Source organism: Campylobacter sp. CFSAN093238 (assembly GCF_012898015.1).
Classification (GTDB): Bacteria; Campylobacterota; Campylobacteria; order Campylobacterales; family Campylobacteraceae; genus Campylobacter_D; species Campylobacter_D jejuni.
This window is the reverse complement of the sequence record NZ_CP040611.1, coordinates 1,045,005-1,062,279: the sequence shown is the minus strand read 5'-3', so window position 1 is coordinate 1,062,279 and position 17,275 is coordinate 1,045,005. Positions and strand designations below refer to the sequence as shown.

The 17,275-nt window shown below is 31.2% G+C and carries 16 protein-coding genes; all 16 read left to right on the top strand.

All coding sequences use genetic code 11. The features are described 5' to 3' along the window. The first annotated feature begins 3 nt into the window (after positions 1 to 3). The 16 genes from gyrA to FBF21_RS05450 all read left to right on the top strand — a co-directional run bounded on the left by gyrA (position 4) and on the right by FBF21_RS05450 (position 16,611). A complete protein-coding gene (gene gyrA / locus FBF21_RS05525; RefSeq protein WP_011049870.1) occupies positions 4 to 2,592 on the top strand; it encodes a DNA topoisomerase (ATP-hydrolyzing) subunit A in 2,589 nt (862 codons plus the stop codon). 66 nt (positions 2,593 to 2,658) lie between these two features. Further along, positions 2,659 to 3,174 carry a flagellar assembly lipoprotein FlgP gene (gene flgP / locus FBF21_RS05520; protein WP_002859181.1) on the top strand — a complete coding sequence of 172 codons (516 nt, stop codon included), beginning with the start codon at positions 2,659 to 2,661 and terminating at the stop codon, positions 3,172 to 3,174. Then, entirely contained in the window at positions 3,150 to 3,599 is a 450-nt protein-coding gene (gene flgQ, locus FBF21_RS05515) for a flagellar assembly protein FlgQ (RefSeq protein ID WP_002852929.1), read from the top strand. Before flgP ends, flgQ begins: the two co-directional genes overlap by 25 nt. A gap of 56 nt (positions 3,600 to 3,655) precedes the next feature. Further along, positions 3,656 to 4,957: a fla regulon two-component system response regulator gene (gene flgR, locus FBF21_RS05510; RefSeq protein ID WP_002867162.1), complete on the top strand. Its 1,302-nt coding sequence runs from the start codon at positions 3,656 to 3,658 to the stop codon at positions 4,955 to 4,957. Then, positions 4,957 to 5,988, top strand: a complete 1,032-nt coding sequence (locus FBF21_RS05505; protein ID WP_002859182.1) for an aspartate-semialdehyde dehydrogenase — start codon at positions 4,957 to 4,959, stop codon at positions 5,986 to 5,988. Before flgR ends, FBF21_RS05505 begins: the two co-directional genes overlap by 1 nt. Before the next feature lie 8 nt (positions 5,989 to 5,996). Then, positions 5,997 to 6,503, top strand: coding sequence for a YqhA family protein (locus tag FBF21_RS05500; RefSeq protein WP_002852919.1), 507 nt, complete (start codon positions 5,997 to 5,999; stop codon positions 6,501 to 6,503). Positions 6,504 to 6,555: 52 nt separating this feature from the next. Then, positions 6,556 to 6,747, top strand: coding sequence for a mini-MOMP protein (locus FBF21_RS05495; RefSeq protein ID WP_002853004.1), 192 nt, complete (start codon positions 6,556 to 6,558; stop codon positions 6,745 to 6,747). An 8-nt stretch (positions 6,748 to 6,755) separates the two neighbouring features. Beyond that, positions 6,756 to 7,190: a c-type cytochrome gene (locus FBF21_RS05490; protein WP_002853050.1), complete on the top strand. Its 435-nt coding sequence runs from the start codon at positions 6,756 to 6,758 to the stop codon at positions 7,188 to 7,190. 30 nt (positions 7,191 to 7,220) lie between these two features. Further along, positions 7,221 to 8,336, top strand: coding sequence for an ABC transporter substrate-binding protein (locus tag FBF21_RS05485; protein WP_052803158.1), 1,116 nt, complete (start codon positions 7,221 to 7,223; stop codon positions 8,334 to 8,336). Between the two features lie 21 nt (positions 8,337 to 8,357). Then, on the top strand, positions 8,358 to 9,467 hold the full coding sequence (locus FBF21_RS05480) for an ABC transporter substrate-binding protein (RefSeq protein ID WP_002852953.1): 1,110 nt from the start codon (positions 8,358 to 8,360) through the stop codon (positions 9,465 to 9,467). Positions 9,468 to 9,485: 18 nt separating this feature from the next. Then, the gene (locus FBF21_RS05475; protein WP_002852952.1) at positions 9,486 to 10,382 is read left to right on the top strand and encodes a branched-chain amino acid ABC transporter permease; all 897 of its coding nucleotides are present in this window, start codon (positions 9,486 to 9,488) and stop codon (positions 10,380 to 10,382) included. Further along, complete coding sequence (locus FBF21_RS05470) at positions 10,382 to 11,434, top strand: branched-chain amino acid ABC transporter permease (protein ID WP_002854133.1); 1,053 nt, start codon at positions 10,382 to 10,384, stop codon at positions 11,432 to 11,434. The genes FBF21_RS05475 and FBF21_RS05470 overlap by 1 nt, the downstream gene beginning before the upstream one ends. After that, positions 11,431 to 12,201, top strand: coding sequence for an ABC transporter ATP-binding protein (locus tag FBF21_RS05465; protein WP_002853599.1), 771 nt, complete (start codon positions 11,431 to 11,433; stop codon positions 12,199 to 12,201). Before FBF21_RS05470 ends, FBF21_RS05465 begins: the two co-directional genes overlap by 4 nt. Further along, a complete protein-coding gene (locus FBF21_RS05460) occupies positions 12,188 to 12,883 on the top strand; it encodes an ABC transporter ATP-binding protein (protein WP_052796713.1) in 696 nt (231 codons plus the stop codon). The genes FBF21_RS05465 and FBF21_RS05460 overlap by 14 nt, the downstream gene beginning before the upstream one ends. 17 nt (positions 12,884 to 12,900) lie before the next feature. Then, entirely contained in the window at positions 12,901 to 16,146 is a 3,246-nt protein-coding gene (gene ccsA / locus FBF21_RS05455) for a cytochrome c biogenesis protein CcsA (RefSeq protein WP_052796712.1), read from the top strand. A gap of 15 nt (positions 16,147 to 16,161) precedes the next feature. After that, entirely contained in the window at positions 16,162 to 16,611 is a 450-nt protein-coding gene (locus FBF21_RS05450; RefSeq protein WP_079462213.1) for a hypothetical protein, read from the top strand. Positions 16,612 to 17,275 lie beyond the last annotated feature (664 nt).

The window sequence follows — 17,275 nt, the reverse complement described above, 5'->3', positions numbered from 1 at the left end:
TTTATGGAGAATATTTTTAGCAAAGATTCTGATATTGAACTTGTAGATATAGAAAATTCTATAAAAGGTAGTTACTTAGACTATTCTATGAGTGTTATTATAGGTCGTGCTTTGCCTGACGCAAGAGATGGTTTAAAGCCTGTTCATAGAAGAATTTTATATGCTATGCAAAATGATGAGGCAAAAAGTAGAACAGATTTTGTCAAATCAGCCCGTATAGTGGGTGCTGTTATAGGTCGTTATCATCCACATGGAGATACAGCAGTTTATGATGCTTTGGTTAGAATGGCTCAAGATTTTTCTATGAGATATCCAAGTATTACAGGACAAGGCAACTTTGGATCTATAGATGGTGATAGCGCTGCTGCGATGCGTTATACTGAAGCAAAAATGAGTAAACTTTCTCATGAGCTTTTAAAAGATATAGATAAAGATACGGTCGATTTTGTTCCAAATTATGATGGTTCAGAAAGTGAACCTGATGTCTTACCTTCTAGGGTTCCAAATTTATTATTAAATGGTTCAAGTGGTATAGCTGTAGGTATGGCGACAAACATCCCACCTCATAGTTTAAATGAGTTGATAGATGGACTTTTATATTTGCTTGATAGTAAAGATGTAAGCTTAGAAGAGATTATGCAGTTTATCAAAGGTCCAGATTTTCCAACAGGTGGAATAATTTATGGTAAAAAAGGTATTATAGAAGCTTATCGCACAGGGCGTGGTCGCGTGAAAGTGCGCGCTAAAACTCATATTGAAAAAAAGACAAATAAAGATGTTATTGTTATAGATGAGCTTCCTTATCAAACCAATAAAGCTAGGCTTATAGAGCAGATTGCAGAGCTTGTTAAAGAAAAGCAAATTGAAGGAATATCTGAAGTAAGAGATGAGAGCAATAAAGAAGGAATCCGCGTTGTTATAGAGCTTAAACGTGAGGCTATGAGTGAAATTGTTTTAAACAATCTATTTAAATCTACTACTATGGAAAGTACTTTTGGTGTGATTATGTTGGCAATTCACAATAAAGAACCTAAAATTTTCTCTTTGTTAGAACTTTTAAATCTTTTCTTAACCCATAGAAAAACAGTTATTATTAGAAGAACGATTTTTGAACTTCAAAAGGCAAGAGCAAGAGCTCATATTTTAGAAGGTCTTAAAATTGCACTTGATAATATAGATGAAGTGATTGCTTTAATTAAAAATAGTTCTGATAATAATACCGCAAGAGATTCTTTGGTAGCTAAATTTGGTCTTAGTGAGCTTCAAGCGAATGCTATTTTAGATATGAAACTTGGTCGTTTAACAGGACTTGAAAGAGAAAAAATCGAAAATGAACTTGCAGAATTAATGAAAGAAATTGCAAGACTTGAAGAAATTTTAAAAAGTGAAACCTTGCTTGAAAATTTAATTCGCGATGAATTAAAAGAAATTAGAAGTAAATTTGATGTGCCACGTATTACTCAAATTGAAGATGATTATGATGATATTGATATTGAAGATTTGATTCCTAATGAAAATATGGTTGTAACTATTACGCATCGTGGTTATATTAAGCGTGTGCCTAGTAAACAATATGAAAAGCAAAAACGAGGCGGAAAAGGAAAATTAGCCGTTACGACTTATGATGATGATTTTATAGAAAGTTTCTTTACGGCAAATACACATGATACACTTATGTTTGTAACAGATCGTGGACAGCTTTATTGGCTTAAAGTTTATAAAATTCCTGAAGGCTCAAGAACGGCCAAAGGAAAAGCAGTGGTAAATCTTATTAATTTACAAGCTGAAGAAAAAATCATGGCTATTATTCCAACCACGGATTTTGATGAGAGTAAATCTTTATGTTTCTTTACTAAAAATGGTATTGTAAAGCGTACAAATTTGAGTGAATATCAAAATATCAGAAGTGTAGGAGTTAGAGCGATCAACTTGGATGAAAATGATGAGTTGGTAACTGCTATTATTGTTCAAAGAGATGAAGATGAAATTTTTGCCACTGGTGGTGAAGAAAATTTAGAAAATCAAGAAATTGAAAATTTAGATGATGAAAATCTTGAAAATGAAGAAAGTGTAAGCACACAAGGTAAAATGCTCTTTGCAGTAACCAAAAAAGGTATGTGTATCAAATTCCCACTTGCTAAAGTGCGTGAAATCGGCCGTGTAAGTCGTGGGGTGACGGCTATTAAGTTTAAAGAGAAAAATGACGAATTAGTAGGTGCAGTTGTTATAGAAAATGATGAGCAAGAAATTTTAAGCATAAGTGCAAAAGGTATAGGAAAACGCACAAATGCTGGAGAATATAGATTACAAAGTAGAGGTGGTAAGGGTGTAATTTGTATGAAACTTACAGAAAAAACCAAAGATCTTATTAGCGTAGTTATAGTAGATGAAACTATGGATTTGATGGCTCTTACAAGTTCAGGCAAGATGATACGTGTTGATATGCAAAGCATTAGAAAAGCAGGGCGTAATACGAGTGGTGTCATTGTAGTTAATGTGGAAAATGACGAGGTGGTTAGCATCGCTAAGTGTCCTAAAGAGGAAAATGATGAGGATGAGTTAAGCGATGAAAACTTTGGTTTAGATTTGTAATAAGTTTAAAGTTGGAACGCTTATTGCTTTTTATTTTACTAATTACAATATTTTGAAGGTGTAAAAATGAAAAAAATTTATTTTATGCTAGCAATAGCAGGAATTTTCGCTGGTTGTGTATCAAGTGCAAACAGTGCAACTAAAAATTCAAGTGCAAATAGCACTGCCCCATCTCAAGATGTTATCGTGCAAAAAGTCGATAAAGATGATGTGCGTGATATTATCAGAGAAGAAAAAATGTTGGCTCCAGATGCTAGCGAAACGGAACTTAGTTTTACAGCAGTTGGTGAAGGGATTGCTCCGATGAATACAGTTTCTACTGCTCAAGCCCTAGCTTTAGCAAAAAGAGCAGCGATTACAGATGCTTACAGACAGCTTGCAAGTAAGCTTTATGGTGTGAAAGTGAATGGTAAAGACACCGTAAAAGATGCAATGCTTAGAAGTTCAACTATTACTGCGCAAGTAAATGGTTTGATAAAAAATGCAAGTATTATTGATCAGAATTTTAATCAAGGGCTTTATAGGGTAAACTTAGAACTTAAAATCGATGCAGACAAGTGGAAAGAATTGTTTGCTTATTAATCTTTCTTAGCTTTAAGCTTTTTGCCCAAGATGAATTTATTTTTTGGGCAGAGCTTTCTAGTAAAAATTTCATTCTCTTTCATCAAAATCAAAATTTATCCTTAGCAATGACGCAAAGCGAAAATGTTGAAGAACAATGGGTATGTGAAATTTCTTATAGTGATCAAGATTTAAAAGTTTTACCTCGAACTTCTTTAGGATTGATTGATGATAATATGCCAAAAACAATTAAATTTAATTTTTTAAATTCTCATAAAGATGAGTTAAGCGATTGCTTTATAGGGGCTAGAATCAGTGTTAAGGATATTGTTAATACTGACTTATTACGTGCTCAAAGTGAAACTTATGTTAAAATTTTACCCTTGCGTTTTACCGTGGAATTTGGCGAACAAAATGCGATAATTTATTATCTTAAAAAAAAGTAAATTCAAAATTAAGCGCAAATTGGATACTATAGTAGAAATTTTTTAAAAGGCTTAGGATGAATTTAGTCATAGTAGAAGATGATATTAATATGCGCAAATCCTTAGAAATTGCATTAGCAGAGTATGAAGAATTTAATATTAAATCTTATAAATCTGCTACTGAAGCTTTAAAAAAAATAGATGAGAATACAGATTTGATTATTACAGATATTAATATGCCAGGAATTGATGGTATAGAATTTGTTAAAGCCTGTGAAAATAAATATGATTTTATTATTATGACAGGAAATGCTACTTTAAGCCGTGCTATAGAAGCGGTTCGTTTGGGAGTAAAAGATTTTTTAACCAAGCCTTTTGATGTTGATACTTTAGTCGAGGCTATTAAGCGTGCTAAAATCATAAGAGAAAAAACAGCCGATAAAAAAAGCAAAAAAAATGAAAAAAAAGAAGAAAATAAAGATTTTTTTTCAACTTCTCCTAATTTAGAAAAAACATTAAATTTAAGTCAAAAAGCGGCTAAAACTGATGCCTCTGTAATGTTTTTTGGAGAGAGTGGAGTAGGAAAAGAGGTATTTTCTCGTTATATTCACACTCATTCTAAACGCTCTAATAAGCCTTTTGTTGCTATTAATATGGCAGCCATTCCTGCAAATTTGATTGAAAGTGAGCTTTTTGGTTTTGAAAAAGGTGCTTTTACTGATGCTAATGCAACTAAAATAGGGCTTTTTGAAATGGCTAATGAGGGCACTTTATTTTTAGATGAAATTGGCGAAATGCCTTATGAAATTCAAGCCAAACTTTTAAGAGCTTTGCAAGAAAAAGAAATTACGCGACTTGGAAGTACAAAAAGCATCAAAATAGATGTAAGAATTATCAGTGCAACTAATGCAAATTTGGATGAAAAAATAAAAAATGGCGAATTTCGTTCAGATTTATATTATCGTTTAAACACTGTTCCTATTAATATCCCGCCTTTAAGAGAGCGTAAAGAAGAAATTTTAGGTATAGCTCAAAAGGTTTTAGAAGATACTTGTAAAGAATATGATTTTAAGGAAAAACAGCTCAGTCAAGAAGCTAAAAATGCTTTACTTGAATATGATTTTCCTGGTAATATTAGAGAATTAATATCCGTTGTACAAAGAGCTTGTATTTTAAGTGAAAATGATGAAATTTCAAGTGAAGATTTGTTCTTAGAAGCTAGAAGTATAAAAAAAGATGTAAAGAATTTAGAAAAAGAATTGATTTGTGAAGTTCTTTTAAGTGTAGATTATGACAAGGATCAAGCTTCTCAAATTTTAGGTATGGATATAAAAATTTTAAATGAAAAAATTAAAAAATATCAAATAAAGGATAAGTAATGTCAAAAAAACAAAAAATAGCCATTGTGGGTGCTACTGGTGCGGTTGGGGAAGAGCTTTTAAATGTTTTAGATGAACTTGATTTCCCAGTGGAAAGTATTTTACCTTTAGCAAGTGCAAAAAGTGTAGGTAGTGAAGTAGAATTTAAAGGCAAAGCTTATAAAGTCAAAGAACTTACCGAAAATGTATTTAAAGAAAATCCTATTGATATTGCTTTTTTTAGCGCAGGTGGAAGTGTGAGTGAAAAATATGCTAAATTTGCAGTAGAATCAGGTGCTATTGTAATTGATAATACAAGTCATTTTAGAATGGAAAAAGATGTTCCTTTGGTGGTTCCTGAATGCAATCCTGAGGATATTAAAGATTGGAAAAAAACAGGGATTATTGCTAATCCAAATTGTTCTACTATACAAATGGTGCAAGTTTTAAAACCTTTAAATGATGCATTTAATTTAAAGCGTGTTGATGTAAGTACCTATCAGGCTGCAAGTGGAGCAGGAAAAGAAGGAATGCAAGAATTGGTTGAAGCCATGCAAAGTTTTTTTGCTTTTAAACTTGATGAATTTGAACCTCAAACTTTTCCTTATACTTTAGCACTTAATCTTATTCCACAAATTGATGTTTTTATGGATAATGATTACACTAAAGAAGAACTTAAAATGGTCAATGAAACTCAAAAAATTTTACATAAAAATTTAGAAGTTTCGGCAACTTGTGTAAGAGTGCCTGTTTTAAGAAGTCATAGCGAAGCCATTACTATGCATTTTGAAAAAGAAATAGATGTAAAAAAAGCTAAAGAAATTTTAGAAAAAGCACCAAGTGTTATTGTCATAGATGATCCTAAAAATAAAAAATACCCTATGCCCTTAATGACTAGCGATACTAATGAAACTTATGTAGGAAGAATTCGTGCTGATGTGTATGATAAAAAAATACTCCATCTTTGGTGTGTGGCGGATCAAATTCGTGTAGGTGCTGCAACAAATGCTGTGCGTATTGCGCAAAAATGGTTAGAATTAAAAAATAAATAAGGAAAAAAATGTTAGAGAAAATATTTGAATCTTTACTTGTTAGAAGTCGTATTGTTACAATTTTACCCGTAATTTTTGGTTTAATTGGAGCTTTTGTATTGTTTTTTATTGCAAGTTATGATGTTTTAAAAGTTATATTTTATACTTATAATTATTTTTTTGATGCAGGTTCTAATGTGGATTTGCATGAGGATGTGGTGGCTTTAATTATAGGAGCTGTTGATCTTTATCTTATGGCTTTAGTTTTGTTTATTTTTTCTTTTGGAGTTTATGAGCTTTTTATCAGCGAAATAGAAGAATTTAAACAAACAAAACAAAGCAAGGTTTTAGAGGTGCATAGCTTAGATCAATTAAAAGACAAGCTTGCAAAAGTTATCATTATGGTCTTAGTGGTAAATTTCTTTCAAAGGGTTTTACAGATGAAATTTGCTACTCCTGTGGATATGGCTTTTCTTGCTGGATCGATTTTAGCTCTTTGTGTAGGACTTTATTTTTTACACAAAGGTGGTCATTAACAAGGATTATCTTTTTTTGATATAATCGTTTTTTTGTGTTTAAAGAATAAAAATGAAAAAAATATTTTTAATTGGTATGATTTTAAATCATTTTGTTTTTGCAGCTCCGTTAGATGAAGTCTTTAAAGATATAGAAGTTTCAGGGACTGTTCGTTATCGCTATGATATTAAAAAAGAAAAAAAATACAACAAAAAAACACATAGATATCAAAATAAAACACAAACAGAAATTACAATAAAATAAGGAAAATCATGATTGCACGCTGGTTGTTTATTAGTTCAATATTTGTTGTTGCGCTTTTTGGTATTAACTTGAAATCATTTTTTACTTATACCTTTGATGCAAATAAGCAATATGATATGGAAAAAGCGAAGGCTTTGTATTTTCAAAATAAATGCAATACTTGCCATGGAGATAATGCTGAAAAGAGTGTTATAGGATCTAGAATTTTAAAAGATATGTCTCCTGAGGATATTAAAGGAGCTTTGATAGGTTATACTCTTGATAGTAGCAGTTCTACAACAGCTTCTCAAATGGCTTTTTATGCTAGAAATTTAAGCCACGAGGATATAGATAATATTATTGCTTATATTAAAGGTGGAAATTTTGCGCTTGATTTGCAAGTAAAAGATCTTCTTGAAGAAGAACCTGCGCAAAAAACAAAACATAATATATTTCTAAAATAAAATGTAAAAACTATAATTAAAAGGAATGCTATGAAAAAACTAACTTTAACTTTAAGTGTTTTAACTATGGTAAATTGCTTATATGCTAAGGATATTAATATAGGAGTAGTTTTACCTTTAACTGGAACTGTGGCAGCTTATGGGCAAGATGTTTTTAACGGAATTGAACTGGCTAATAAGCTACAGCCAAAACTTTCAAATGGAGATGTTATTAAACTTATCACAATAGATACAAAAGGAGATAAGCTTGAAACTTCAAATGGAGTTAATCGTTTAATAGCAACAGATAAAGTCCTTGGGATTATTGGTGAAGCTACAACTCCAAATACCATTCAAGCTATTTCTATAGCAGAAGAGAAAAAAATTCCCCTAATAGCTCCAGTGGCATCTGGAGATAAATTGCTAGATAAAAAGAAATATGCAAGTAGAGTTTGTTTTAAAGATAGTTTTCAAGGAGATAAATTTGCTACTTATGTATCTAAGGATTTAGGACTTAAAAATGCTGTTATCATCATAGATCAAAGCAATGTTTATTCTTTAGGTTTGGCAAGAGCTTTTGAAAATTCTTTTAAGAATAATGGTGGGAAAATTATAAAAAAACTTGTTATTAATTCAGGAGATAAAGATTTTAGAGCTGTGGTTTCTCAACTTAAGAGTTTAAATCCTGATTTTGTTTATATGCCTATTTATCATCCTGAAGCTGCTTTAATTGCGAGACAAGCAAGACAAATTGGTTTTGATAAACTTTTAGCAGCAGGAGATGGTGTTAACAATCAAACTTTTATAGATCTTGGCGGAAGTGCTGTTAATGGAGTAATTTTCACTGATAGTTTTGATTATAACAATCCATCTACACAATTAGGAAAAGATTTTGTTGCAGCTTATGAGAAAGTTAAAGGAACAAAAGAACTTCCAGCATTTTCGGCTATGGGGGCTGATGCGTATTTTGTAATGTTAAATGCTATGAATGCTTGCGTTGGTAATCTTAGCAGCGAATGTATTAATAGCAAAATTCATCAAGCTAAAGATTTTCAAGCTGTTGGTGGTGTGATTAGCATAGATGAAAGCGGTAATGCCATTCGTTCTGTTGTGATTAAAGAAATTCAAAATCAAAAACAAAATTATAAAACAATTATAAATCCATAATTACTAAAATAAAGGTAGAGAATGAAAAAAAGTTTAATTTTAGCAAGTATTCTAAGTTTAAGTTTAAGTGCTGCGGAAGTCAAAATAGGAGTTGTTTTACCGCTTAGCGGAGCTACTGCAGCATATGGACAAAGCGCACTAGAAGGGATTAAACTTGCAAATTCAATGCAATCAGCTTTAAGTAATGGAGATAAGGTTTCTCTTGCTATTATTGATACTAAAGGTGATAAATTAGAATCTTCGAGTGGAGCAAATCGTTTAGTTTCTCAAGATAAAGTTATAGGCCTTATAGGGGAAATGGTTACTGCTAATACATTGCAAGTTATGCGCGTAGCAGAAGATAATAAAATTCCATTGATCGCTCCTGCTGCAACTGGTGATAGATTGCTTGATAAAAAAATATATTCTTCTCGAGTATGTTTTATGGACAGTTTTCAAGGTTCATCTTTAGCAAAATATGTTTTTTCAAAACTTAATTACAAAAGTGCTGTTATTGTAGTAGATCAAAGCACTGACTATTCCTTAGGTTTAGCAAAAGCTTTTGAAAAACAGTACAAGTCTAATGGTGGTCAAATTCTTAGAATTTTAAGAGTTAATTCAGGTGATAAAGATTTTAGAGCTATTGTAGCTCAAGTTAAAAGTTTAAATCCAGAATTTATTTTTTTACCGCTTTATTATAGCGAAGCTTCTTTATTTGCAAGACAATCAAAACTCGCAGGTTTAAATATTCCTATGGGTTCTGCAGATGGAGTTGCTGATCAAACTTTTATTAGTTTAGCTGGAGATGCAAGCGAGGGGTATATTTTCACAGATAGTTTTGATGCTAATAATCCAACTACAAAATTAAGCAAAGAATTTATCAGTGTTTATGAAAAAGCTAAAGGAACAAAAGAAGTTCCAAATTTTTCGGCTATGGGTGCTGATGCGTATTTTGTAATGCTAAATGCTATGAATGCTTGCGTTGAAAATCTTACTAGTAAGTGTGTCAATGAAAAAATTCACCAAACTAAAAATTATCAAGGTGTTTCTGGTGTTATCAGTATTGATCAAACAGGAAATGCAACTCGTTCTGTAGTGGTTAAAGAAATTAAAAATCAAAAGCAAAATTATAAAGATATTATCAATCCTTAAAGGAAAAATAGAAAGATTATGGATTCTACTTTATTTTTACAACAACTTGTTAATGGACTTAGTTTGGGCAGTATGTATGCCCTTATTGCTGTTGGCTATACTATGGTTTATGGCGTGCTAAGACTTATTAATTTTGCTCACGGCGATATTATGATGGTTGGTGCTTATGCAGCTCTTTTTTGCATGACTAATCTAAATGTTCCTTTTCTAGGAGCTTTGTCTTTGGCAATGATTTTTGCTGCTTGTGTTGGAATAGCTACAGATAGAATCGCCTATAAACCTTTAAGACAGGCTCCTAGAATTTCATTGTTGATTACAGCAATTGGTATTAGTTTTTTCTTGCAAAATCTTTTTAATATGCTTTTTACTTCAACACCTAGAACTTTTACACCGCCAAGTTATTTTGAGGAAAGTGTTAATTTTGGCGGAGTGATAACAACTTATGGTTCTTTAATGGTTCCTGCTCTTACATTTGTTATTTTAATAGCAGTGTTATGGATTTTGTATAAAAGCAAATATGGTATAGCTATTCGTGCTTTGGCATTTGATATACAAACAGTAAATTTAATGGGTATAGATGCAAATCGTATTATTGCTATAGTTTTTGCCCTAGGTTCAGCTTTGGCAGCAGTTGGGGGTGTTTTTTGGGCTGCAAATTATTACTCTGTTGAACCTACTATGGGAACTTTAATAGGTTTAAAAGCTTTTGCTGCTGCAGTTTTAGGAGGTATAGGTTCTGTAGTAGGTGCAGTTTTGGGTGGACTTATTATAGGATTTACCGAAGTTGTTGTTGTGGCTTTTTTTCCAGATTTATCAGGCTTTAAAGATGCATTTGCTTTTATTTTTTTGGTGTTTATATTGTTATTTAGGCCTACGGGAATTTTAGGTATAAATTTTGAAAAGAGTAGGTTTTAATGATGGTTAAAATTAAGGTTTCACATTTAATCTTTTTAATTGCTTCAATTATTTTTATTTTCATTTCTCCTTATATTTTTGGGGACTATGGATTAAACATTGTTAATCAAATTGCTATTTTTATTATTTTGGCTGTGAGTTACAACCTTATTAATGGTGTAACTGGACAATTTTCACTAGAACCCAATGGATTTGTTGCGATTGGAGCTTATGCGGCTGCTTTAGTTCTTTTAAGTGCTGATGCGAAAAATGATCAGTTTTTTTTAGATGGTCCTAGTTCTTTTATTTTAGCCATCCATTCAAATTCCTTTATTCTAGCTTTAATTGTGGCTGGAATTTGTTCATCTTTACTTGCTCTGATTTTGGCTTTTGCTGTATTTCGCGTGAGAGGGGATTATTTGGCTATTGTAACTTTAGGCTTTGGAATAATTATTAAAATAGCTGCTATTAATTTTCCTTCTATTACTAATGGCTCAAGAGGACTGGTAGATATTCCACAATTTTCCACGATCTATTGGACAGGTGGTATTGCTATTGTAGCGGTTATTTTAATTTTAAATATAGTTTATTCTAAATATGGTCGTGCAATGAAGGCTATAAGAGATGATGAAGATGCTGCAAGTGCTATGGGAATAAATACTTTTTGGATAAAAACTTTAGCTTTTAGCACTTCAGCATTTTTAGAAGGTGTAGGTGGCGGACTTTTAGCTTGTCTGTTGACTACCGTATCTCCAACTCAATTTGATTTTTTACTTACTTTTCAGCTTTTGATTATTATTGTTTTAGGTGGACTTGGTTCTACTACAGGTGCTATTATAGGTGCGATATTGGTTATTGGTGGAAGTGAGTGGCTTAGATTTTTAGATGAGTTAAATATAAAAATAGATTCTTTAAATCTTGATATCCAATCAACGCCAGGGCTTAGAATGGTTGTTTTTTCTATTGTTCTGATTTTAGTAATGCTTTTTGCAAGAAAAGGCATAATGGGTTATTATGAGTTGAGTGATGTGATTAGAGGGATTAAAAAGCGTTTTAAAAGGAGCAAAAAATGATTTTGGAATTAAAACAAATTTCAAAAAGTTTTGGTAGTGTTAAGGCTATTAATGAAACTTCTTTTAAAATCAATGAGGGTGAAATTTTTGCTTTAATTGGACCTAATGGGGCTGGCAAAACAACTCTTTTTAATATTATAACAGGTAACTATAAACCTAGTTCAGGTTCGGTTGAATTTCTAGGAGAAAGAATTGATCACTTAAAACCTCATAAGATTGTGCATTTAGGAATAGCTAGAACATTTCAAAATATTAGGCTTTTTTCAAGCATGAATGTGCTTGAAAATGTTCTTATTGGTTTTAATAAACAAATGAAATATAATATTTTTGAAGCCTTTTTGCATTTAGGGCGTTTTGGAAAAATAGAACAAGTATTTAAAGAGAAGGCTTATGCAATATTAGAAGAACTTGGTATTGCAGAATTTGCCTATGAAAAGGCTACTAGCTTGAGTTATGGACAACAAAGAAAAGTTGAGATTGCAAGAGCAATGGCTACTCAACCAAGATTATTATTGCTTGATGAGCCAGCCGCTGGGATGAATAGCTCTGAGAGTGATGAACTTGCTGAGCTCATTTTTAAATTACGAAAAGATTATAAAATTAGCGTTTTGCTTATAGAACATGATATGAAATTTGTAAATAAATTGTGTGATCGCGTATTGGTACTTGATTATGGAAAAACAATTTTTGAAGGTAAACTTTGCGATGCTGTAAATCATAAAGAAGTAATTGCTGCGTATTTAGGGGATTTTGATGCTAATAGTTAAAGATTTGCATGTTTATTATGGATTAATTGAAGCTGTTAAAGGGATTGATTTTAAAGTGGAAACAGGTCATATTGTTTCTCTTATAGGTTCAAATGGAGCAGGTAAAACTTCAACTTTAAATGCGCTTTTAAACTCAGTTAAAAGAACTGGTGAGGTTAATTTCTTAGGTTATGATACTAAAAGGCATTTAACTCATACTTTAGTTCAAAAAGGTATAGCTTTAGTTCCTGAAGGAAGGCGTGTTTTTATTAATTTAAGCGTAGAGGAAAATTTAAAAATAGGTGCTTTTAATAATGCTGAAAATTATGAGCATTTAAGAGAGCAAATGTATAAACTTTTTCCAAGACTTGCAAGTAAAAAGCATGCTTTAGCTGGAACATTGAGTGGAGGGGAAGCGCAAATGCTTGCGATTTCAAGGGCTTTAATGAGTGAACCAAAACTTTTGATGTTGGATGAGCCTTCTTTGGGACTTGCTCCAAAGATTGTGGGTGAAGTTTTTGATATTATTGTGCGTTTAAAAGAAGAGGGTATAACTATTCTTTTGGTAGAGCAAAATGCTTATTCTGCATTAAAAATAAGTGATTATGCTTATGTTTTGGAAAATAGTCGCATTGTAATGGAAAACGAGGCTAAAAATTTAATAGGTGATGATGAGATTAGAAAGAAATATTTAGGGCTTTAAAATTTAAAGGAAAAAGAATGAAAAATATAATAAAAAGCATAGGGTATTTAAGAGTTTCGGTTGTATTGTTTTTGCTTTTTGCGCTTTTTTGTGCTTTGGCAACTTTTATTGAAAGTGCTTATGGAACTCCTACGGCTTGGGCAATGGTTTATGATACTTTTTGGTTTGAATATATACAACTTTTACTTGGTATTAATTTGCTATGCGGGATGTTTCGTTATAAAATGTTTGGGCTTAAAAAATTACCTTTAATGATTTTTCATATTTCTTTTTTATTTATTTTAGTGGGTTCTGCAATGACAAGATATGCTGGTTTTGAAGGTATTTTACCTATTAGAGAGCATACTCAAAATTCACTTATAGAAAGTTCTAAGACTTCTTTGCGTATTTCTGCTATAAAAGATGGAGAACGCTATAGTGCGGTTAATGATCGTTATATAGGAAATTTGCCTTTTGCTAATTCTTTTAAACTAAAACTTAATTTAGGTGATGATCAAGCTGTATTAAAATATAAAGATTTAATCTTAAATGCTCATTATACTTATAAAGAAAATAATAATTCTGATCCTTTATTGGTTTTGATGCTTTCTCAAAAAGGATCTCAAGGTGTTGATGTTAAATTTGAAAAAGGTGAAGTTAAGAATATAGAAGGGGTTAACTTTGCTTTTATGAATGATAATGTTAAAGCACCTTTTGTAAAAATTGATGAAAATTTAACTTTAAGTTCAAGTGAAAACTTACATTTTCTAAGTATGCTAGATGGACAAAATTTAGACCTTAAAATTGGAGAAAAGGCAAATGCTAAGGAAAGAAGACTTTATGAAATTAATGATATTAGTTTTGTAGTTAAAGCTGCTTCTTTGCATGCGCAAGAAGCTTTAGAAGGTTCCAATAGACCTCAAGATGAAAGTTTTTGGTTATGGTTTAAATCTGCTTGGTTAGAAGTGGGTAGAACTATGTTGATTTCTACTTTTGGCGAGCCTCAAAATTGGAAAAATTCTTTATTATTGCATTTTAAAGATTTTGCCTTAAGCAATAAGAATAAAAACTTAGAATTAACTGGCTCTAATGCTTTAAAATTAGAATTAAGCTATAAAAATGAAAGTAAAGAATTTTATATTTTTGAATATAATAAACCTATTATGATAGAACTTGCAGATCAAAAATTCTTTATTTCTTGGGCGCTTTCTTATGAACAATTGCCTTTTGATATTTATTTAAGAGATTTTGTATTAGATCGTTATCCAGGTTCTATGTCTCCAGCTTCTTATGCAAGTGAAATTACCGTAAAAAATAATAATGAAAATTTTGATTATAGAATTTTTATGAATAATGTTTTAGATTATGATGGCTATAGATTTTATCAAAGTTCTTATGATCAAGATGAAAAAGGGACTGTTTTATCTGTAAATAAAGATCCGGGCAAAATACCAACTTATATAGGTTATTTTCTGCTTTGTCTTGGAATGTTTATGAATTTTTTAAATCCACATTCTAGATTTAGAACTTTGGCAAGATTAATTAATAAAGACACTTTAAAACATACAAGTGTGATTATTTTTATTTTATTGTTATCTTTTGGTTCTGAAAAGACTTTTGCTCAAGATTTAAATTCGACCTTACCTGTGGTAAATACTAATCATGCTAAAGCTCTTGCCACTTTAATAGTTCAAAAATCAGCAGATGGAAGAATGGTGCCTTTTGATACGCTATCAAGAGAAATTTTAGAAAAAATTCATCAAAGTGATAGCTATAAGGGTCAAAATTCTAACGCTGTTATGCTTTCCATGCTCGTTGATGTAGATAAATGGCAAATGGAACCTTTTATTTTAATGCCACAAAATCAAGCAGTTCGTGATGCTATTGCAAATATTTTAGAAATTCCTAGTGCTAAATATATTTCTTATAAAGATTTCTTTGATGAGAATAACCGATATAAACTTCAAAAATATGTTGAAAATGCAAATCGTAAAAACCCAAATGCAAGAGGAGTTTTTGATAAGGAAATTATAAAACTAGATGAAAGAGCTAATGTTGTAAATTTAGTTTTTAGTGGTGAATTATTTAAATTTATTCCTGTTCAAAATAATCCAAATAATGTTTGGCTTGCACCTTTTTCTGCTGTAACTACTCTTAAGGGGGATGAAGGGCATATTGTTTTGGCTTTAATACAGAATTATTTTAGTGCCGTGGAAAATGCTTTTAAAGATGGTAATTGGACTAGAGCTGATGAAGGCTTGAAATTTATCAAAGAATATCAAGAAAAAATAGGATATAAAGTCATGCCTAGTAAAACCAAGGTTGAAATGGAAATTTTTTCTAATAAGGCTGAAATTTTCGTTAAACTCGCTCCTGTATATTTAATTGCGGGTTTTTTACTTTTGATTCTTGTTTTTTCTAAAATGGTCGTACCGAATTTAAAAATCTCTTTTATATTTAAAGTGGTATATGTTTTAAATGTTTTAGCTTTTGTAATTCATACAGTAGGTCTTGGACTTCGTGCTTATTTATCAGGTCATGCTCCGTGGAGTAATGGCTATGAAAGTATGGTGTATATAGCTTGGGCATTGTCTTTGTCGGGTATATTTTTCTCTAGAAAAAGTCCTATAGCCTTGTCATTAACTTCTATTTTATCCGGTGTTGTATTAATGGTTGCACATTTAAGCGAAATGAATCCGCAAATTACAAATCTTGTTCCTGTGCTCAATTCTTATTGGCTTAGTATTCATGTATCTGTTATTACTGCTAGTTATGGATTTTTAGGACTTTGTGCCTTACTTGGTATCTTTACACTGTTCTTAATGTGTTTTCTTAAGAAAGATGGAAAATATAATCTTAATATTTTGAGAAATATTACAGAGGCTACAAGAATTAATGAAATGGCAATGATTTTTGGACTTTGTTTGCTTACTGTAGGAAATTTTTTAGGTGCAATTTGGGCAAATGAAAGTTGGGGGAGATATTGGAGTTGGGATTCTAAGGAAACTTGGGCTTTAGTTAGCATTTTGGTTTATGCAGCAATTTTGCATCTTAGAATGATTCCAAAATATTGTAATCAATTTGTGTTTGCTTTATGGAGTATGTTTGCTTATTGGGTTATTATTATGACTTATTTTGGAGTAAATTACTTTTTAACAGGACTTCATTCTTACGCTGCAGGCGAAGCGGCTCAAATTCCTAATTATGTTTATTGGGGATTTGCATTGATGGTGGTTTTAGCTTTTTTTGCAAGAAGGAAGCGAAATTTTGTGGGCAAACTTTAAATGAACCATATTTTTTTGGTTATTTTTTGTGCTGCTTTAGCGCTTTTATTGTTTTTAGGCGTGATTGCTTATCTTATTACAAGTGATGGCAAAAAAACAATTAAAAAGCAAAAAACTAGCCAAAAGCAGCATGTAGCTGAAAAGACTAAAAAATTTGATACAGACTTAGATAAAATGATAATTGTTGCTTCCGATGTTAAACTAACGGATATTGAATTAAAAGAACTTGCCAAACTTTATGTGCAGACACATAAACTTGGTTCAAAAACTTCTAAAGAATTAGATGAAGCAGCAAAAAAGAAACTAGAATTTGTTTCTGCTTTGGCTGCAAATATTAATGCAAGTGCACAAACAGTAAGTTACTTAAATAAAGAACTTAAGAAAATTTCTGGATCTTACAAAAAAGAAATTGATGCTTACGAGCATATGGGATTAGCTAAAAGAAAAATTAAAGAAGATAAATAATATGGTGCGCTCAAGAGGACTGTGATTTATAGTTAAAATAACCAAAAGAACATACTTGAAAAATTAATAATACAAAAAACATATACTTTAACATATACTTTTTAAAAAATAAAATTTTTCAAATATAGAAAATCAATAGAAGAAGAGAAGTTTAGTTAAAAGTTTGTTTGGTAAGCCAAAGGGAAAATTATAGCTCCCCTTTAAAAAATGGGAAATCAAGTATTAATAACACTTGACTATAATTATACAAAGTAGTATAATTATTACTATAATTTTGTTTAGCAATTTAATCACCTCCCTTCTGGGCGGTAAATTAACGCTAAAGGGTTGCAGCCCTTTGGCATCTACCTTTTATAATTATACCAAACAAACTCTTTAGCTTCTTAATACATTTTGTTTATAATTGAATCTTATCTTTTAGTATAAGCAAGAAAAATATAAATTAAAAAATAAAATAATTCAATATAAAGGAGATAAGCTTGGTTAAAAGTTTGTTTGATACCGCAGGTAACCCACTCCAGTTTCCCCAAAATGGCGCTTGGTTAATATGCCTTGACTATAAATAAACAAAGCAGTATAATAACCACTAGAATGAGTTTTATGAGCCTCATTGAGTTACCTCCTTTCAGGGGTTTCACAATTTAGCCGTAGGGGGTCAGCCTGC